At 45.8% G+C, this 18,177-nt stretch carries 17 protein-coding genes, 4 tRNA genes and 1 pseudogene; 19 read left to right on the top strand and 3 right to left on the bottom strand.

The window, feature by feature from the left end; translation table 11 throughout:
- Positions 1–6: 6 nt before the first annotated feature.
- Genes NYE68_RS21375 through NYE68_RS21355 form a run of 5 tightly spaced genes read left to right on the top strand, consistent with a single transcriptional unit; the run spans position 7 to position 5,534 of the window.
- On the top strand, positions 7–663 hold the full coding sequence (locus NYE68_RS21375; RefSeq protein ID WP_060562283.1) for a PIG-L deacetylase family protein: 657 nt from the start codon (positions 7–9) through the stop codon (positions 661–663).
- Positions 660–1,994, top strand: a complete 1,335-nt coding sequence (locus tag NYE68_RS21370) for a glycosyltransferase family 4 protein (protein ID WP_324636191.1) — start codon at positions 660–662, stop codon at positions 1,992–1,994. Before NYE68_RS21375 ends, NYE68_RS21370 begins: the two co-directional genes overlap by 4 nt.
- Positions 1,984–3,171, top strand: coding sequence for a carbamoyl-phosphate synthase (locus NYE68_RS21365; RefSeq protein WP_007614989.1), 1,188 nt, complete (start codon positions 1,984–1,986; stop codon positions 3,169–3,171). The genes NYE68_RS21370 and NYE68_RS21365 overlap by 11 nt, the downstream gene beginning before the upstream one ends.
- Positions 3,164–4,219: a phosphotransferase gene (locus tag NYE68_RS21360; protein ID WP_324636192.1), complete on the top strand. Its 1,056-nt coding sequence runs from the start codon at positions 3,164–3,166 to the stop codon at positions 4,217–4,219. The genes NYE68_RS21365 and NYE68_RS21360 overlap by 8 nt, the downstream gene beginning before the upstream one ends.
- Before the next feature lie 22 nt (positions 4,220–4,241).
- Positions 4,242–5,534 carry a glycosyltransferase family 4 protein gene (locus NYE68_RS21355; protein ID WP_053573859.1) on the top strand — a complete coding sequence of 431 codons (1,293 nt, stop codon included), beginning with the start codon at positions 4,242–4,244 and terminating at the stop codon, positions 5,532–5,534.
- 79 nt (positions 5,535–5,613) lie between these two features.
- Here NYE68_RS21355 and NYE68_RS21350 read toward each other — a convergent pair.
- Both NYE68_RS21350 and NYE68_RS21345 read right to left on the bottom strand, forming a co-directional pair.
- Positions 5,614–5,859 (bottom strand): annotated as a pseudogene (locus tag NYE68_RS21350) (hypothetical protein); the annotation flags it as partial.
- Between the two features lie 92 nt (positions 5,860–5,951).
- Positions 5,952–6,095 (bottom strand): YycC family protein, encoded by a 144-nt coding sequence (locus tag NYE68_RS21345; RefSeq protein ID WP_007407902.1) that lies wholly within the window; start codon positions 6,093–6,095, stop codon positions 5,952–5,954.
- Positions 6,096–6,213: 118 nt separating this feature from the next.
- On the opposite strand from NYE68_RS21345, the gene NYE68_RS21340 reads away from it, so the two are divergent.
- A complete protein-coding gene (locus NYE68_RS21340; RefSeq protein ID WP_012118898.1) occupies positions 6,214–6,423 on the top strand; it encodes a hypothetical protein in 210 nt (69 codons plus the stop codon).
- A gap of 30 nt (positions 6,424–6,453) precedes the next feature.
- Here NYE68_RS21340 and NYE68_RS21335 read toward each other — a convergent pair whose 3' ends face one another.
- On the bottom strand, positions 6,454–6,651 hold the full coding sequence (locus NYE68_RS21335) for a DUF2188 domain-containing protein (RefSeq protein WP_324636193.1): 198 nt from the start codon (positions 6,649–6,651) through the stop codon (positions 6,454–6,456).
- Between the two features lie 170 nt (positions 6,652–6,821).
- Between NYE68_RS21335 and dnaB the strand changes: the two genes are divergently transcribed.
- From dnaB to NYE68_RS21270, 13 genes are all read left to right on the top strand, one after another.
- Entirely contained in the window at positions 6,822–8,186 is a 1,365-nt protein-coding gene (gene dnaB, locus NYE68_RS21330; RefSeq protein ID WP_004393100.1) for a replicative DNA helicase, read from the top strand.
- A gap of 117 nt (positions 8,187–8,303) precedes the next feature.
- Positions 8,304–8,717 carry a VOC family protein gene (locus NYE68_RS21325; RefSeq protein ID WP_324636194.1) on the top strand — a complete coding sequence of 138 codons (414 nt, stop codon included), beginning with the start codon at positions 8,304–8,306 and terminating at the stop codon, positions 8,715–8,717.
- A gap of 238 nt (positions 8,718–8,955) precedes the next feature.
- Entirely contained in the window at positions 8,956–10,248 is a 1,293-nt protein-coding gene (gene purA, locus NYE68_RS21320; protein ID WP_012118894.1) for an adenylosuccinate synthase, read from the top strand.
- A 202-nt stretch (positions 10,249–10,450) separates the two neighbouring features.
- A tRNA-Lys gene (locus NYE68_RS21315) sits at positions 10,451–10,526 on the top strand.
- Between the two features lie 8 nt (positions 10,527–10,534).
- A tRNA-Glu gene (locus NYE68_RS21310) sits at positions 10,535–10,606 on the top strand.
- Positions 10,607–10,690: 84 nt separating this feature from the next.
- Positions 10,691–10,767, top strand: a tRNA-Asp gene (locus NYE68_RS21305).
- Between the two features lie 36 nt (positions 10,768–10,803).
- Positions 10,804–10,876 (top strand) — tRNA-Phe (locus tag NYE68_RS21300).
- Positions 10,877–11,213: 337 nt separating this feature from the next.
- Complete coding sequence (gene walR, locus NYE68_RS21295) at positions 11,214–11,921, top strand: cell wall metabolism DNA-binding response regulator WalR (RefSeq protein ID WP_004393104.1); 708 nt, start codon at positions 11,214–11,216, stop codon at positions 11,919–11,921.
- Between the two features lie 6 nt (positions 11,922–11,927).
- Positions 11,928–13,763, top strand: coding sequence for a cell wall metabolism sensor histidine kinase WalK (walK, locus tag NYE68_RS21290; RefSeq protein WP_004393106.1), 1,836 nt, complete (start codon positions 11,928–11,930; stop codon positions 13,761–13,763).
- Positions 13,753–15,111: a two-component system activity regulator YycH gene (gene yycH / locus NYE68_RS21285; protein ID WP_014419341.1), complete on the top strand. Its 1,359-nt coding sequence runs from the start codon at positions 13,753–13,755 to the stop codon at positions 15,109–15,111. The genes walK and yycH overlap by 11 nt, the downstream gene beginning before the upstream one ends.
- Entirely contained in the window at positions 15,098–15,937 is an 840-nt protein-coding gene (yycI, locus tag NYE68_RS21280; protein WP_014419340.1) for a two-component system regulatory protein YycI, read from the top strand. The genes yycH and yycI overlap by 14 nt, the downstream gene beginning before the upstream one ends.
- Before the next feature lie 14 nt (positions 15,938–15,951).
- Complete coding sequence (locus NYE68_RS21275) at positions 15,952–16,746, top strand: MBL fold metallo-hydrolase (protein ID WP_004393110.1); 795 nt, start codon at positions 15,952–15,954, stop codon at positions 16,744–16,746.
- 86 nt (positions 16,747–16,832) lie between these two features.
- Complete coding sequence (locus tag NYE68_RS21270) at positions 16,833–18,029, top strand: S1C family serine protease (protein WP_021494631.1); 1,197 nt, start codon at positions 16,833–16,835, stop codon at positions 18,027–18,029.
- The last annotated feature ends 148 nt before the right edge of the window (positions 18,030–18,177 follow it).

Raw genomic sequence — 18,177 nt, 5'->3', positions numbered from 1 at the left:
GAAAAAATGGCAGAATACATTATGGTTATCGGCGCTCATCCCGATGATGAACTATTGGGAGCAGCGGGCACCATAAAACGGCTGATCAATGAAGGATATAAAGTGATTTCCATTATTACGGCATTAGGAAGAAAAGAAGAAGCTCATCATATTAAACAATTAGGCGAACGCGCGAATCAAGAGCTTGGAATTGAGAAAGTCATCTTTTTGGAGCATACGAATTTAGAGCTGGAATGTATCCCTCTTCATAAGCTTGTCAAAGAATTAGAGCAGCTCATTCGCGTCTATCAGCCTGAAAAAATCTTTACACATCATTACGGCGATATCAATATGGATCACCAGAGAACATTCCAAGCAGTTTTAACAGCCGCCAGACCGCTTCCGAATCAAAAGCCTATCGAACTGCTTACGTTTGAAACGCTATCTTCAAGCGAGTGGGAGAGGAATACGGCTGATAAACTCTTCAAGCCTAATTACTTCGTTAACATCACAGACACAATGGATGCCAAACTCGCGGCGCTTCACCACTATGACGTAGAAATGAGGGATTACCCTCATCCCCGTTCATATGAAGGCGTAAAACATTTAGGAAGAGTCAGAGGGATGACGGCGGGTGTGGAATACGCCGAAGCTTTTGAAGTCGTGCGGAGGATCTGGAAATGATCAAGACATTTTCCGTCCCCTATCCGTATATGATTCAGACGCTTGACCGCTACTACGGGGTCAAAGCGCGCCCTCAAAAAAAGACGGCGGTAAAGACTCAGATGAAAAATGCACATCATATTCCGCGATTATACGGAAAAAAACAGAAGTTATCCATTTTGATTGCCACGTTTTGGGACTACCCGCACACGGGCGGTTTATCAAACTATATTAAAACGCTTAGTGAAGGACTGAAAAAAAGAGGTCATAAGGTGGATGTCATATCCCCCAATCAGTTTCCTTCCGCACAGGTAAAAGAACTGCGGGCGGATGTTGTTCCGAAATTAAAAGATTTCTTTAGTGACAGATACGGGGATTACAGTGATCATATTTTGAAGAATAATCGGCTGATGTTTATATACGAGCAAATGCTTCAAAAGATTCATCTGGAAAAATATGATGTGCTTCATGCTCAAGATTTATTTACAGCCAATATATTGGGCAGGTTCAACCGTATTTATAAAAAACCTTTGTTTTTTACACCGCATGGCATGTTTACTTTCAACAGACTTAAATTTCACATTTTTAAAAAAGGATCGGTAGAAGAGTTTTATTATAAAAAACTAGAGATGAAAGCCATTGAATACGCAGATCGCCTGATTATTATCAGCGATACGTTCCGCAGCCCGCTCATGAAGCTCGGAGCCGAACAGGAAGACATGGCAACGGTGATCACAGGAATCGATTACGATGCAAAAACAGGCGGGAAAAGAAAAACCCCGGTACCGAAAAATAAGATCATCATCTCGTGTATTGCAAGATTAGGCCCGAGAAAAGGACATAATCATTTGCTTGACGCACTTTCACGAATTCCGTCTGATCTACTTGAACATGTTGAAGTGCTGATCGCGGGCGACGGAGAGATGAGGAGCGCCTTAGAGGAACAGGCTCGAAAACTGAATCTATCTATGGTCTCCTTTTTAGGAAAAAGAGATGATGTTCCCGCTATTTTGAATATGACGGACATATTCGTACTGCCGACCATTAATGATAGTCTGCCTATTTCGATTATTGAAGCGATGTTCAGCGGATCGGCTATCATCGCGACCGATTGCGGGGGTATTCCGGATCTGATTCGCCATAACAAAACGGGGCTTATTGTCGAGCCGGGAAATGTAAAGGTTCTTGCCCGGGCTTTAGCGTTTTTTATCACTAACAAATCTGCGCGGAAGATAGCTGCTTCAAACGCAAAGGCCTACGCGGAGAAATATTTAAGCAGTGAGACGATGATAAAAAATATCGAATCGATTTATCAAAATACCAACAGCTCGGAGGGAGATCATGAAACATGAACATGCAGCCGTTGTACTTGATTTCAGTGCAAACGGGATTGGGATCATTCGCAGCCTGGCCCGAAGAGGAATCGATGTTTACGCGTTTGACACGGAGGGACCTTATCGTATCGGAAAATCAAGATTGGCAGATTGCGGGATATGTCCCAGCCCTTTAACACAAGAGGAAGAACTGCTGACATTTCTGACTGATTTCGGGAAGCGATTCCAAGCAAAGCCGGTTCTGTACGCAGGATCTGATGATTATGCGGGATTTATATCTAAATTCCGCGAGACATTAGCCGGTTTTTTTTTATTTTTGCTCCCGAGCCACTCTCTGTTAGAAACGGTCTTAGATAAAAGCAAAGCATATGAATTAGCGGTCAAGCATAACATCCCCTGCCCGAAAACCTTTTTTCCGAACAATCAGGATGAGCTGGAAGAGGCCATCGCCAATATTGACTTCCCGTGTATTTTAAAACCGGTGGCCGGCCATGAATACAGAAAAAAAGTAAACAAAAAAGCAATTGTAATGAAGGATGCCGCACAATTGCGCAAGGAGTTCAGCTCCTACAGAGAAAATGGAGAACTGCTCGTGCAGGAGATCATCCCCGGAGACAACCAGTGTTTTTATAAAGTCGCCACTTTTTATGATGACCAAATGAAATTAATGGGCTTATTCTCTCTGCAAAAGAACCATCAATTCCCTGCAGATTTTGGCGCGGGGGCCCACGTCGTCAGCAAACGGCTTCCTGATTTAATCGAGAAGACCCTGCCGTTTTTTGAAGCGATTCAGCTGAAGGGAGTAGGCATGGCGGAATTTAAAAAGGATCCCCGGGACAATGTTTACAAGTTTATCGAAATTAATCCGCGCTTTTGGCTCAGCCATAGCCTGACAGAACCGGCAGGCGTTCATTTCGTTTACATGTACTATCTGTATTTGACCGGACAACATGTGAAGCCCCAGCTCGAACAAAAAGACGGAATCAACTGGATTTATGAGGTGCGTTATTTCTTAACGTTTTTGAAGAAACGAAAAAGAGGAGAAATGACGTTCCGGGATTTTTGGAAAGGGTGTAAAGGAAAAAAAGAGTACGCTCTTTTTGCTTGGAATGACCCGATGCCATTTATCAGAAACACTTGGTCTCATCTCAAAAACAGCTGGAAACGGAAGCGGAAGGAAGATCGGCATGTATGAAAAGGATCTTTTGTATGGCGCATTTCAAAAACTGAGAATTGACGAAAAACTGTCGTATTCGTTCGGTGAAAGGACTGCGGTGAATCCGGATGACATCACATGCCTGAAATCGACGGACAGAAGCGCCATTTATAAACTGTTTGTAAAGAAAAAATCCGGCATTGTTCCGCTGATATTGAAGGTATATAAATCTTCCCGTGAAAAAAACAAGGTCGAGATTAATATATACGGGAAAGCCCGTTCCGTTTTAGGGAATTTGCTGCCGGATATCTATCTTATAGAAGAAAGTGACCATGAAACGTGGATATTTATGGAGTTTGTCAGCCAGATCAGGGGACAGCTTACATTTCACCCGAAGCATTTCAAGTATATTATTCCGTCTGTCGCAGAACTGCACAGCCGCACCTTTGAAAACAAGAATATTTCTGACGGTAAATGGCGGTCGTGGCTGCCGGTATACGGATCGGAAACCATGAGAAAAGGGCGTAAAAAGCAGATCAAAAAGACAGCGGAATTATTGGATAGGGCTCTTAAAGATGAGCGCACAAAAGATATCGTGAAGCCTCATTATCGGCAAATCACAAACTTGCTTGAGCAGGAGGAGCCGGATTTTTTCCCTGAATTGATACAAAACGGCTCAGCCATCACACACGGTGATCTTCATATGCAGAATATCTGCACCCACGATGCGACCGGACATGAACCGTGGGATATTCAATTCATCGATTGGGAATCCGCAAAATACGCGCCGGTTTGGTTTGATATGACGGTGCTGGTTGAAATTCTGCTTGGCTTCAGAAAAGATTGGAGCCGGCACGCAGAAGATATTCGGACGTATTGCGTAAAAGTGTATACGAAAGAAATGAAAAAGCGGGGCATTCATTTTCAGACCCCTCCTATGACGCTTTATAAAATGGCTTATTTGCAGAGAACACTTGAAAAAGGGCTTCATACCCAATTGCGGAGAATCTTCGACAATCGGGGAGGGGAACTGCTGCCGTATCATGTTGACAAAGTGTCAAAATGGGGACGGGAATTAGGATTATAAGTTTGAGAGAGGGGGAGCGGATGTGAAAGAAGAGATCGGCAAGCCGAACGGTCTGGTGCCTCCAGCCTTATTGCGCGTCATGGATCAATTTTACGGGATCGAATATCAAGGTGAGCCAGAGATGCTGTATTCGTTCTGTGCGGAAGGAAAAAGCTCCCCTAAACGAAAAAAGCCATTGCGTATTCTGTACGCAACCTTTCTCCGTTACCCGAATGTCGGAGGGTTGGCGAGTTATATCACATCAATTAAGACGGGTTTTGAGCGCATCGGTCATCAGGCGGATGTCATCTCGCCGCTCCAAATGCCGCCAACTTTTTTTCAGGAAGATATCCCGCGGGCCGCTGACGAGATCAGAGCGTTTCTTGTTGGCAGATACGGCGCCGCAAACGAAAAGTTTGTGAAGAATCTCAGCTATTTACATGTCTTTCAAAGATTTTTGAAGGAGAAAGACTTAGAACAATATGACCTGTTTCACGCGCAGGATTTATTTGCGGTATTTTTGCTGGGATACCTTAATCAAACGTACCAGCGTCCTCTTTTTTTCACGCCGCACGGACATTTTACGAAAAGCCGGATGAAGTTTCATAAAATCCAAAAGGGTTCAATAGAAGAGGCATATTTCAGTGAAATAGAAAGGCAGGGTATTCGGGCTTCGGATAAAATCATTACAATCAGCGACTCCTTTCACGAGCCCTTGCTGGAGTACGGAGCGAAGGAAGCCCAGCTGAAGACTGTTCATACCGGTATTCACATTCAGGATGCCCCTGAGTCAAAACGTGCTGAAAAGCTCGTGATCGCGTGCGTTTCCCGTCTGACCGAGCGAAAAGGACATGATGTGCTGCTGGACGCTCTCGCCCGCATCCGGCACCATTTATCCGGAGTTGATATATGGATCATCGGAGACGGAAACATGAGAGGGTTTCTGGAAGAGAAGAGACGGAAACTGGGCCTCTCAAATGTGTTTTTCCTCGGAAAACGACGTGATGTGCCGGCGCTTTTGGCTGAATCATCTATATTTGTCCTGCCGACATTGAATGATAATTTCCCTATAGCGATCATCGAAGCGATGTTCTCAGGTCAAGCCATTGTCGCAACTGACTGCGGAGGAATCCCTGAGATGATCCGGCATGAGGCCACAGGGCTTATCTGTCAGCCCGGCAACAGCCGCGAACTTGCTGATGCTCTCGTAATGCTGATTACGGATCAGTCTCTCAGGAAACGGCTTGGAAAAGAAGCGCGCTCCTATGCCGGCCGGCATCTGCGTCAGGAACTGATGGTTTCAAAAATAGAAAGGATTTATCAATCATTTTTCTGAATGATACCGGCGCCGCATGGCAGGTGCTTCAAGAGCAAAATAAAGAGGCCGGCGTTTAACTATCCAGCCTCTTTCCGAACTATTTTTTCATCTCATACAGAGTCTGCTGACTTTGTCCGCCCGGGCCGCCTGTCATTCCTTGCCGGGCTGAGCTTGTTTTTCCGGTGCTGTATGGGTCAGCTGAGATTTTTGTGCCGTTCTTTTTCATCCATGAGACAAGCTTTGTGTTGCCTGAATTGTTTCCGGATAATAAGAAATGTTTCACTTTTCCTTCGTCAACAAGTTTTTTCAGCTGTGAGACGGTTAAAATCGGATCGGTTCCGTTTAAAGAATGTTTTGCCAAAATTTTCTTCATGAAAAAAAGGGGCGGAAAGCCATCGCTTCCGCCTCCCGCACATATATATGAGAGAGCAGCCTTTATTTGTGATCGTTCTCTTTTTGGACTTCAGCTAATTTGGCAAGCAGAATGTGCTGAGGCATGTGCATGATTCTCTCAAGCGGCATATTCAGTGATTCTGCGAGCTTTTGCGCCGTTTCGGCGGAAATTTGCAGCGGTTTCATGTGATCACTCCTTCCGTTTCTTTATTGTACTAAAATCAGAAATCTATCGTAAGAGGATATGACAAAGGAATGGAGGTTTGAAAAGCGGGGCTTTATAACAGAATGGGGGAGGTTTTTTATGCAATCGCCATTGATGTTATTACAGCTGAAGCTGGCTGATTATCAGAAAAAAGCCGCAGAACTGCGGACAATTGACGAATTTATCATACTGAAACAGACATTGCAGGACATGATGAAAGTATTCGCCGCCTGTGAAGAATGGGAGCTGTATCAAAAAACGGCCGATCTCATGGCGCAGACGGTGCTGCACATCCGTTTCATCGATTAAGAAAAGCCCTCGCTCGGGCGAAGGCTTTTCTTAAAAGGACCGTTCTTCTTCAATGTTTTTATGCTGATCATAAATGACAAGCTTAGACGGGCTGTTCTCTTTAGCCGTCTGCTCCGCTTTCTCGATCGCCGCGTCCTTTGATGTATAAAGAGCCGTCGGCGCCACATTTTCCACCTTCACAAACCATCCGTCCGTATCAATACTGGGTGTTACTGCATATGTTTTCATCCTTCTTACCTCCTGGTTTCGATTTATTTATTTGTTTCCCGGCATTCGGAATGGTGAAACACGCAGCCGCTGTTTGACAAATACAGGGAAAGTGATGTTTTTCTATTCTTTTTCTTGAGAAATGGTAAAATGGAGTTTGGATATTTTTTAAGGAGAGGACGGTGCTTAGCATGACAGACCTTCTGAATGATCGGCTGCCGCCGCAAAACATAGAAGCTGAGCAGGCCGTGTTAGGTGCTGTTTTTTTACAGCCGTCTGCGTTAACACTGGCTTCTGAAGTGTTGATTCCGGATGATTTCTACAGAATGTCACATCAAAAAATTTACAATGCCATGCTCGTGCTCGGAGACCGCGGTGAACCGGTTGATTTGGTCACGGTAACGTCAGAGCTTGCGAATACCGATTTGTTAGAAGAGGTGGGAGGCGTCTCTTACCTGACGGACATCGCGAATTCCGTTCCGACAGCGGCTAATATAGAATATTACGCGAAAATCGTTGAGGAAAAATCGATTCTCCGCCGTTTAATCAGAACGGCGACCTCGATCGCTCAAGACGGGTATACGCGCGAGGATGAAGTTGAAGATTTATTAAGCGATGCGGAAAAAACGATTATGGAGGTCGCGCAGCGAAAAAATTCGGGCGCCTTCCAAAATATTAAAGACGTGCTTGTGCAAACATACGACAACATTGAGCAGCTTCACAACCGGAAAGGCGATATTACCGGGATTCCGACTGGTTTTATTGAGCTTGACCGGATGACGGCGGGTTTTCAGCGGAATGATTTGATCATTGTCGCGGCCCGTCCGTCTGTGGGGAAAACGGCGTTTGCCTTAAATATTGCGCAAAACGTGGCCACCAAAACGGATGAGAGCGTCGCGATATTCAGTCTTGAGATGGGTGCCGAGCAGCTTGTCATGCGTATGCTCTGCGCTGAAGGGAATATTAACGCCCAAAATCTCAGAACGGGTAATCTGACGGAAGAAGATTGGGGCAAGCTGACGATGGCGATGGGAAGCCTGTCAAACAGCGGTATCTTTATAGATGACACCCCCGGCATCCGCGTCAGCGAAATCCGTTCAAAATGCCGCAGGCTGAAGCAGGAAAACGGATTGGGCATGATTTTAATTGACTACTTGCAGCTCATTCAGGGAAGCGGCCGTTCGAGCGATAACCGCCAGCAAGAGGTATCGGAAATTTCACGGGCGCTAAAAGCGCTGGCACGGGAGCTTGAAGTCCCGGTCATCGCCCTGTCTCAGCTCTCCCGGGGTGTTGAGCAGCGGCAGGATAAACGTCCGATGATGTCAGATATCCGTGAGTCGGGAAGTATTGAGCAGGATGCCGACATCGTCGCCTTCCTGTATCGTGATGATTACTATGATAAAGAATCCGAAAACAAAAACATCATCGAGATCATTATCGCCAAACAGCGTAACGGCCCGGTGGGCACCGTCTCACTGGCTTTTGTGAAAGAATACAATAAGTTCGTAAACCTGGAAAGGCGCTTTGATGACGGCGGTGTTCCGGCAGGTGCGTAAAGCCTCAAGCAATGTCTTGAGGCTTTTTTTCATCCGAAAGAATGAAAGAATGCCGTCCGTTCGGCAGACGAAAAAAGGAAAGCGCTTTTATATAATGGAATTAAGGGAGGGATGATGATGGCAATTGAATTTCCGCAATTTCAAGCGGCGCAAATCCGGATTGCCCGGCCGACCGGACAGCTTAAGGAAATCATCAGGTTTTATGAAGAGGGCCTCGGGCTGAAGAGGGTCGGCAGTTTTTCCGGACATGAGGGCTACAGCGGCGTCATGTTCGGCCTGCCCCATACGCAATATCACTTAGAATTCACCGAAGAAACCGGCGCGTCTCAGCCGGCGCCCGTTCCGCACGGCGACAGCCTGCTTGTCTTTTACATCCAGGATCAGCAGGAGGTCATTCGCATCAGCACGAAATTAAAGCAGATGGGATATGAGGAGAAAGCACCCGAAAACCCGTACTGGAAAGAAAAAGGCGTGACCATCGAAGATCCTGACGGCTGGCGGGTCGTCCTGATGAATACAAGCGGCAAATAAATGACTGTTTGAAGAACCCTGATTACGGGTTCTTTTTCTTATTAAAGCATGAAAGTTTCGGGAGTGATAGATAGCAAATGAAAGAGAAAACGCTTTTAATTATGTTTAAGGCGAACAAATATAGATTAATAAGATTTAAACGTTCGGATTTACGATTGACTTTCTGTTTCGGCACTGATACACTTAATTTGTTTGAATGAGATATCGTTTTGAAAGGTTAACGGAGGTGCACGGATATATGTCTTCAGTAGTCGTAGTAGGTACGCAGTGGGGCGATGAAGGAAAAGGTAAAATTACAGATTTCCTATCAGAAAATGCAGAAGTGATCGCACGTTATCAAGGCGGAAACAATGCAGGACATACCATCAAGTTTGATGGCGTCACGTACAAGCTTCATTTAATCCCATCAGGAATTTTTTATAAAGAAAAAGCGTGTGTCATCGGGAACGGAATGGTTGTTGATCCGAAAGCGCTCATAACGGAGCTTGCGTATCTTCATGAACGCAATGTGAGCACGGATAACTTGAGAATCAGCAACAGAGCCCACGTCATTCTTCCATACCATCTGAAACTGGATGAAGTAGAGGAAGAACGCAAAGGGGCCAACAAGATCGGCACAACGAAAAAAGGCATCGGACCTGCTTATATGGACAAAGCGGCGCGGATCGGCATCCGGATCGCAGACCTGTTAGATCGTGACGTGTTTGCAGAAAAGCTTGAACGGAACCTTGAAGAGAAAAACCGTCTGCTTGAAAAAATGTATGAAACGGAAGGCTTCAAAATTGAAGATATTCTGGATGAGTATTATGAATACGGCCAGCAGATTAAAAAGTATGTATGCGATACATCCGTCGTCTTAAATGACGCGCTGGATGAAGGCCGCCGCGTTTTATTTGAAGGCGCTCAAGGGGTTATGCTTGATATTGACCAAGGGACATACCCGTTTGTCACTTCATCCAACCCGGTCGCCGGAGGGGTGACGATCGGTTCAGGCGTAGGCCCGACAAAAATCCAGCACGTCGTCGGTGTATCTAAAGCGTACACAACCCGTGTCGGTGACGGTCCTTTCCCGACTGAGCTGAAAGATGAAATCGGGGATCAAATCCGTGAAGTCGGACGCGAATACGGCACAACGACAGGCCGTCCGCGCCGTGTCGGCTGGTTTGACAGCGTTGTTGTCCGTCATGCCCGCCGCGTCAGCGGAATCACAGATCTTTCTCTGAACTCAATCGATGTGCTGACTGGCATTGAAACATTGAAAATCTGTGTCGCTTACCGCTACAAAGGTGAAGTGATTGAAGAATTCCCGGCAAGTCTGAAAGCTCTCGCAGAGTGTGAACCGGTATATGAAGAAATGCCTGGCTGGACGGAAGATATCACAGGCGCAAAAACATTAAGCGATCTTCCTGAAAATGCGCGCCATTATCTGGAACGCGTATCTCAGCTGACAGGTATTCCGCTTTCTATTTTCTCTGTCGGTCCCGACCGTTCACAAACGAACGTCATCCGCAGTGTATACCGCGCTAACTAAGAATTTGCAGCAAACAAGCCTCCGGTCACGGAGGCTTGTTTTTTTATGTAGGAAAAAAATAATAGATTTTTTTCAAAAAAGTAGTTGCCACTTTCGAATGTTCTATGATATTATAAATCTCGTTGTTACGGAACAGCTTCAATAGAGTACTGCAAGAAAGCTTTTGTCTGAATGCTCTATGATACATAATCCGACACATCAAGAGCCATTAGCTCAGTTGGTAGAGCATCTGACTTTTAATCAGAGGGTCGAAGGTTCGAGTCCTTCATGGCTCACCACTTTTTATGGCCCGTTGGTCAAGCGGTTAAGACACCGCCCTTTCACGGCGGTAACACGGGTTCGAATCCCGTACGGGTCATTGATTTACTTTAGCGTTATTGCTAACTCCTTATTTGTCCTCGGAGGGCCGCCACGATACGGCTTTCCGGACAAATTACTGTAAGGTCCGGTAGTTCAGTTGGTTAGAATGCCTGCCTGTCACGCAGGAGGTCGCGGGTTCGAGTCCCGTCCGGACCGCCATTTTACTTTACTTTATAGTATAGAAAAGAAACATCTGGCTCGGTAGCTCAGTTGGTAGAGCAACGGACTGAAAATCCGTGTGTCGGCGGTTCGATTCCGTCCCGAGCCACTTACCCAAACGCATCTGCAATAGTAGGTGCGTTTTTTCTTTTGTTATAAAAAAAGGGAGAGCCGGCTTTTCAGCCGGCCCAGAAGAAGACGTCAAACACTAGACGGCGTTTTTTTTTGTGAGGTTTCAAAAAAATATTATTTTTTAAAAGAAAATAAAAAACATGACAAAAGGATGGCAGTTCAATACGTTTTTGCGCTGTTCTCTTTAATTTTTTTATCTTTTGACCTGAAACCGTTATAATAGACGGGGAACGTTTTTCACGATCCGAATTGTGATCATCATGAAACATCAATAGATGAAATGAAGTCATTCTGGCAGGAGGAAAATCAAGATGATGGATAAGAAAATCCTTGTAGTCGATGATGAAAAACCGATTGCAGATATATTAGAGTTTAATTTAAGAAAAGAAGGCTATGACGTGCATTGTGCGTACGACGGAAACGAAGCCGTGGAAATGGTGGAGGAGCTTCAGCCTGATTTAATTCTTTTAGATATTATGCTTCCGAATAAAGACGGGGTTGAAGTGTGCCGGGAAGTCCGGAAAAAATATGATATGCCGATTATTATGCTGACGGCAAAAGACTCGGAGATTGACAAGGTCATCGGGCTTGAAATCGGAGCGGATGACTATGTCACGAAGCCTTTCAGCACGCGTGAGCTTCTGGCCCGCGTCAAAGCGAACCTGCGCCGCCAGCTTACGGTTGCGCCGGCTGAGGAAGAATCAGCTTCTAATGACATTCATATCGGTTCTCTCGTCATCTTCCCTGACGCTTATGTCGTATCAAAAAGAGAAGAAACGATCGAGCTGACCCATCGTGAGTTTGAATTGCTTCATTACTTAGCCAAACATATCGGACAGGTTATGACGCGTGAGCATCTGCTGCAGACTGTGTGGGGCTATGACTATTTCGGTGATGTGAGAACGGTGGATGTAACAGTGCGCCGCCTTCGCGAGAAAATCGAGGATAATCCGAGCCATCCGAACTGGATCGTCACAAGACGGGGTGTCGGTTATTACTTGAGAAACCCTGAACAGGACTAACCGGCGATGAATAAGGTTGGTTTTTTTCGGTCGATTCAGTTTAAGATCACGCTGATCTATGTGCTTCTCATTATCATCGCCATGCAGATTATCGGCGTGTACTTTGTGAAACAGGTGGAGAATTCTCTTCTCAAGTCCTATGAATTATCCTTAAATCAGCGGATTGACAATCTTTCCTATTATATTGAGCAGGAATATAAAGGAGACAATGACAGCACCGTCATTAAAGATGATGTCAAACGGATTTTGAATGATTTTACGAAAAATAATGAAATACGGGAGATTACATTTGTTGATAAAAGCTATGAGGTCGTCGGTTCTTCGAGGCCTTATGGCGAGGAAATAGCGGGAAAACAGACGACTGACCCGATTTTTAAACGGATTTTCTCAACAAAACAGGCCTATTCAAAAAAATATTATGATCCTAAAAGCAAAAACAGAGTGCTGATTTCAGCAAAACCTGTCGTCACAGAGAATCAGGAAGTTGTCGGCGCGATTTATGTCGTGGCCAGTATGGAAGATACCTTTAACCAGATGAAAACCGTCAACTCGATTCTTGCTTCAGGAACAGGCTTAGCCCTTGTTCTGACGGCTCTTCTCGGTATTTTTCTCGCCCGCACCATTACCCATCCGCTGTCAGATATGCGTAAGCAGGCGATGGAACTGGCAAAAGGGAATTTCTCCAGAAAGGTGCGGAAATACGGGCATGATGAAATCGGTCAGCTCGCAACGACATTCAACCATCTGACGAGAGAACTTGAAGATGCCCAAGCCATGACGGAAGGGGAGAGAAGAAAGCTTTCTTCCGTTATCGCGTATATGACGGACGGTGTCATCGCAACGAATCGCAACGGGGCTATTATTCTTTTAAACAGCCCTGCGCTTGAGCTGCTGAATGTTTCACGTGAAACGGCTTTAGAGATGCCGATTACGTCTTTATTGGGCATAAAAGAGAACTTTACATTTGAGGATTTAGTAGAACAGCAGGATTCAATGCTGCTGGAGATCGAACGTGACGATGAAACGACTGTACTGCGGGTGAATTTTTCCGTTATTCAGAGAGAGCACGGAAAAATCGACGGTTTAATCGCGGTTCTTTATGATGTCACCGAACAGGAAAAACTCGATCGGGAGCGCAGAGAGTTCGTTGCCAACGTGTCTCATGAGCTGCGGACACCGCTGACGACCATGCGAAGCTATTTAGAGGCGCTTGCAGAAGGCGCGTGGGAAAACAAAGATATCGCTCCGCGTTTCTTAATGGTGACCCAAAATGAGACTGAGCGCATGATCAGATTGGTGAACGACCTGCTTCAGCTTTCTAAATTCGACAGCAAAGATTATCAGTTTAATCGGGAGTGGATTCATATGATCCGCTTTATGTCACTGATTATCGATCGTTTTGAAATGACGAAAGAACAGCATGTCGAATTTATCCGCGAGCTTCCGGACAGAAATCTGTACGTGGAGATTGATCAGGATAAAGTGACGCAGGTTCTCGATAATATCATTTCTAACGCACTGAAATACTCACCGGAAGGCGGACATGTCACTTTCTCAGTCGATGTGAATGAGAAAGAAGAGCTGCTTTATATCAGCGTAAAAGATGAAGGTATCGGCATTCCGAAAAAAGATGTGGAAAAAGTCTTTGACCGTTTCTACAGAGTGGATAAAGCGCGCACGAGAAAACTCGGCGGCACCGGGCTCGGCCTTGCGATTGCAAAAGAGATGGTTCAGGCGCACGGCGGAGACATTTGGGCCGACAGTGTAGAAGGCAAAGGAACGAAGATTACATTTACTCTTCCATATAAAGAAGAGCAAGAGGATGATTGGGATGAGGCGTGAAAATATAAAAACAGTCATACTGTCAGTGCTGGTCGTCATTAGTCTTGTTTTAACATGGGGAATTTGGACATTCCAGCCCAATTTTTCAGAAGGCACGGCCTCAACCAAATCGACTGTCCGGGAAAAGCATAAAATTGACAAAACGAGCCAAAAAGTGTCGCAAACGGTAAAACCCCGGGATATGTTTATTCATACAAACGGCTCTCATTACAAAGTGAATGATGAGACGCTCTTTAATGACCTGTGGGCGGATTTGCCGCAATGGGAAGTAAAAGGGATGAAGGATATTTCCGATCAATACGACAAGCTCGGTTTTAAAAATTGGCTTTACGGCAGAAACGGCAATTCGGCAAAGCTCGATCTGCAATTCAATGACACCATTCCGATTGATTTCTTCCAAACGATGTTTAAATGGTCGAATCCGTCAATGGAATACAGCTCATTTGACCATATTGTCATTCCGTTTAATGAGAATAAGACGAATAAGAAGATTTACATGGTCTCATACAGCAAGCAGCTGATTTTGGAAGTGACTGTGGAATCGGCGAATTACCGCAATCTGATGAATGAGCTGTACAGCAAAAAGTCGAGTATGCCGTTATACCACCTCTATTCGGTCGGAAAAAGCAAAGAATTTCTCATGCCGAATGCGCGATTTAATATGAAGGAAAAAGAATTTATCACTGAAACCATTAAGACGAACCTGTTTAAGCAGACGCTTTTTAATGATCCGAGCACGGTCAGAGAAGACCCGAATTACAATCGGAATGTGCTGACTGACGGAATCAGCCGTCTGGAAATCAATTCGACACAGCGGCAGATTCAATTCCAGCATCGGAACCTGGCACAAAGCGCTTCTTATCAAACAGGCGAGCTGATTAAGAAAAGTTATAAATATTTAGAGGATACGGGAAGCTGGACGGATCATTATCAATTTTTCAATGTGAGTGATAACCAGCAGCTGAGTTTCTACATGTTTAAAGACCAAATGCCTGTCATCAACAGCACGTCTAAGCCTTTCGGATCCGGACCTGTTTTGACCCTGCAATGGGCCAATGACGAGGTTCTCAGCTACAAGCGGCCGAACTATGTTCTCGGACCGAATCCGATTAAAACAAAAGACGTAAAAATGATGAACGGCAATGAGGTTGTGTCTCTGCTGGAGCAGCAGGATAAATACGACGTGAATAAAATCGACCAGATCTTCCTGTCCTATCAAATGGTTTCTTCATCAACGAATGATCTCGTTGAACTGGAACCCGTCTGGAGTATGAAAATCAACGGGAAGATCGTCCCGATTACGAAAGATCTGCTGGGGAAGGAGGAGGACGATAATGGAGTGGAATAAGACAAAAACGATCTTCATCATTGCCTTCCTCATCCTCGATATTTTTCTCGGCTATCAGTTTTTTGAAAAACGCTCGAGCAGTGAATACGAAGTGATTAAAAATTCAAACGTGGAAAAAGACATGGAGATGGATCATATCACATTCGGCAACCTGTCTTCTGATTCCGCGACGGGCTACCGGCTGACGGCGGGCCAAAAGGTATTTACCGCTGAAGATATTGATGCTTTGAAAGATCAAAAGCCTTTAATGGAGATGCCGGCGGATGATCACAAGGTTACGACGCTGAAAATGAAATTTACCGATCCGGTCGGTTTATCGAAGCAAAAAACGCAGGAGGATGCGGAATCGCTCGTCAGCTCTAAAGTAACCGGCGGCGAAAAATATAAACTGTGGAAAGTCGACAAGGATAAAAAACAGATCATTTTTTACCAGATGTATGACGGCCAGTTTATTTATCAGGATTTTGACTCGTCCACGGATGCGATCGGACAGGTGATTCTGCATCTGAACGATAAAAACGAGGTCGTATCTTACGAGCAGACCATGCTGGAGTCATTCAAGCGAATCCAGACGGAGAGCCTGATTCCTGAGCTTGATGCGGTCGAATTATTGTATTCTCAAAATTACTTAAAAGCAAATTGCGCCGTTAAAAGCGTTAAGTTCGGCTATATTGCCCAATATCCGCTGACAAGTACGCAGGTGCTGGCGCCGGTATGGAGAATTACAATTGAAGATAAGTCAAAAGGGACGAAGAAAAAGACACTGCAAACGTACACTGTGAACGCATTGGAAAGCACAGTCATTGATAACAATCAAAATAAATAATGGAGTGAGACACAATGGGCTTGCAATTTAGCGTGCTTGCGAGCGGGAGTACCGGAAACGCGTTTTATCTGGAGACAGAGGAGCACTCTTTTCTGGTGGATGCCGGCCTGAGCGGTAAAGCGATGGACGGGCTGATGGAGAGAATCGGCCGCAAGATAGACGACGTCGACGGCATCTTTGTCACTCACGAGCACAGCGACCATATTAAAGGGCTCGGCGTCATTGCGAGAAAGTACGGTCTTCCCGTCTACGCGAATGAAAAGACGTGGAAAGCGATGGAGAATCAGATCGGCAAGCTGGATACCGGACAAAAGTTTTTGTTCCCGATGGAAAGCGTGAAATCCTTCGGCGGGCTTGATGTTGAGTCATTCGGCGTCTCTCATGACGCGGCCGAGCCGATGTTTTATGTTTTCCACTACCAAGGCAGAAAGCTCGCGCTGATGACGGACACCGGGTATGTGAGCGACAGAATGAAAGGCATTATCCGTTCGGCCAATGTGTTTGTGTTTGAAAGCAATCATGATGTCGGCATGCTGCAAATGGGCAGATACCCTTGGAGCATTAAGCGGCGGATTTTAAGCGATGTCGGCCACGTCTCGAATGAAGACGCGGCGCTCGCCATGACTGATGTCATCGGCGACGGCACATCGCGCATCTATTTGGCGCATCTGAGCCAGGACAACAATATGAAGGAACTGGCGAGAATGTCCGTGCAGCAGACATTGGCTGCGAAAGGATTTGTCGCCGGGGAAACGTTTCAGTTATTTGATACCGATCCGAAAATCCCGACGCCGCTGTGCGCCGTGTAATTTTTCCAAATGAATCATGATTATTAATCCGCGATCTGACCCACACTATAAGCAAATCGAGTACTCTTGAAAGGATTTGAGATAGGGTGGATTATAATCGCGATGATGAACAGTACGCCTCCGAACAGCCCCGCCGCAGCAAGAGAGGGTACTTTCTATCAAGTCTGATCGGCGTCATCGTCGGGGCCGCGCTCATGGCTTTCCTGCTGCCGTACTGGACAGGCGGAGACCATGGAGAAAGCAGAAAAAGCACCAGCCAGCGTCTCGGCAGCGAACAGGTGAAAACAGTCAACGTAAATGTCAACGATGCTGTCACGAATATGGTCAGCCGTGTATCAGATTCGGTAGTCGGTGTTCTCAATATCCAAAAGACCGATATTTGGGGAGAGGGCGGCGAAGCGGGAAGCGGGTCGGGCGTCATTTACAAAAAGAACGGAAACACTTCTTATATCGTAACCAATCACCATGTCATTGCAGGTGCGACTGAAATTGAGATCAGCCTGAAGGATGGCTCACGCGTGCCTGCTGAGCTGATCGGGAGCGACCGTCTGATGGATCTCGCCGTGCTGAAGGTGAAGTCTGATAAAATCAAATCGGCCGCCCAGTTCGGCAATTCTGATCAAGTCAAAGTCGGAGAACCGGTCATTGCGATCGGAAATCCGCTCGGGCTTGAATTTGCGGGATCAGTGACACAGGGGATCATTTCAGGCACGGAAAGGGCAGTGCCCGTTGACTCAAACGGCGACGGACAGCCGGATTGGAATGCGGAAGTGCTGCAGACCGACGCCGCGATTAATCCCGGCAACAGCGGAGGCGCTTTGATGAATATATCGGGCAAGGTGGTCGGCATCAATTCAATGAAGATCGCTGAATCCGCCGTTGAAGGCATCGGCCTGTCCATCCCGTCAAAGCTTGTCATTCCCGTTATTCAGGATTTAGAAAAATACGGAGAAGTCAGACGGCCTTTCCTCGGTATTGAGATGAAATCCTTAACGGATATTGCGAGCTACCATTGGAGCCAAACGCTGAAACTTCCGAAAGGCGTTAAAACCGGGGCGGTCATTATGGGTGTCGACGCGTTTTCACCGGCCGGAAAAGCGGGTTTGAAAAAGCTCGACGTGATTACCGGGTTCGACGGACATAAGGTCAATGACGTTGTGGATCTCCGTGAGCGCCTGTATCGCAAAAAGATCGGCGACCGTGTGAACATCACGTTTTACCGTTCGGGAAAGAAAAAAACAGCGGAAGTTAAACTGACAGAAGCGGATCGATTACAGAAATAAAAAAACAGCCCGGATTTCCGGGCTGTTTTTTATTGATTTATTTGTTAATATTATACTATTATGAAACAGGGAGGTGAAACACATGAAAACGGCTGATGTGGTCATCGTATTGAATGAAATTGAAGGTGAATGTGAAGGAAGAATTATT

The sequence above is a fragment of the Bacillus sp. FSL R5-0447 genome (assembly GCF_038606125.1).
Taxonomy (GTDB): domain Bacteria; phylum Bacillota; class Bacilli; order Bacillales; family Bacillaceae; genus Bacillus; species Bacillus velezensis.
The sequence above is the reverse complement of the archived record's forward strand: the minus strand, read 5'-3'. Positions and strand labels throughout refer to the sequence as shown.

Bases quoted from the DNA above. Each gene is read 5' to 3' on its own strand.
- NYE68_RS21340 (WP_012118898.1), top strand. From the start codon at position 6,214: ATGCAATCGCCATTGATGTTATTACAGCTGAAGCTGGCTGATTATCAG.
- NYE68_RS21325 (WP_324636194.1), top strand. From the start codon at position 8,304: ATGGCAATTGAATTTCCGCAATTTCAAGCGGCGCAAATCCGGATTGCC.
- NYE68_RS21335 (WP_324636193.1), bottom strand. From the start codon at position 6,651: ATGAAAACATATGCAGTAACACCCAGTATTGATACGGACGGATGGTTT.
- NYE68_RS21345 (WP_007407902.1), bottom strand. From the start codon at position 6,095: ATGAAACCGCTGCAAATTTCCGCCGAAACGGCGCAAAAGCTCGCAGAA.
- walR (WP_004393104.1), top strand. From the start codon at position 11,214: ATGGATAAGAAAATCCTTGTAGTCGATGATGAAAAACCGATTGCAGAT.
- purA (WP_012118894.1), top strand. From the start codon at position 8,956: ATGTCTTCAGTAGTCGTAGTAGGTACGCAGTGGGGCGATGAAGGAAAA.
- dnaB (WP_004393100.1), top strand. From the start codon at position 6,822: ATGACAGACCTTCTGAATGATCGGCTGCCGCCGCAAAACATAGAAGCT.
- NYE68_RS21360 (WP_324636192.1), top strand. From the start codon at position 3,164: ATGTATGAAAAGGATCTTTTGTATGGCGCATTTCAAAAACTGAGAATT.
- yycI (WP_014419340.1), top strand. From the start codon at position 15,098: ATGGAGTGGAATAAGACAAAAACGATCTTCATCATTGCCTTCCTCATC.
- NYE68_RS21365 (WP_007614989.1), top strand. From the start codon at position 1,984: ATGAAACATGAACATGCAGCCGTTGTACTTGATTTCAGTGCAAACGGG.
- walK (WP_004393106.1), top strand. From the start codon at position 11,928: ATGAATAAGGTTGGTTTTTTTCGGTCGATTCAGTTTAAGATCACGCTG.
- NYE68_RS21375 (WP_060562283.1), top strand. From the start codon at position 7: ATGGCAGAATACATTATGGTTATCGGCGCTCATCCCGATGATGAACTA.
- NYE68_RS21370 (WP_324636191.1), top strand. From the start codon at position 660: ATGATCAAGACATTTTCCGTCCCCTATCCGTATATGATTCAGACGCTT.
- NYE68_RS21275 (WP_004393110.1), top strand. From the start codon at position 15,952: ATGGGCTTGCAATTTAGCGTGCTTGCGAGCGGGAGTACCGGAAACGCG.
- yycH (WP_014419341.1), top strand. From the start codon at position 13,753: ATGAGGCGTGAAAATATAAAAACAGTCATACTGTCAGTGCTGGTCGTC.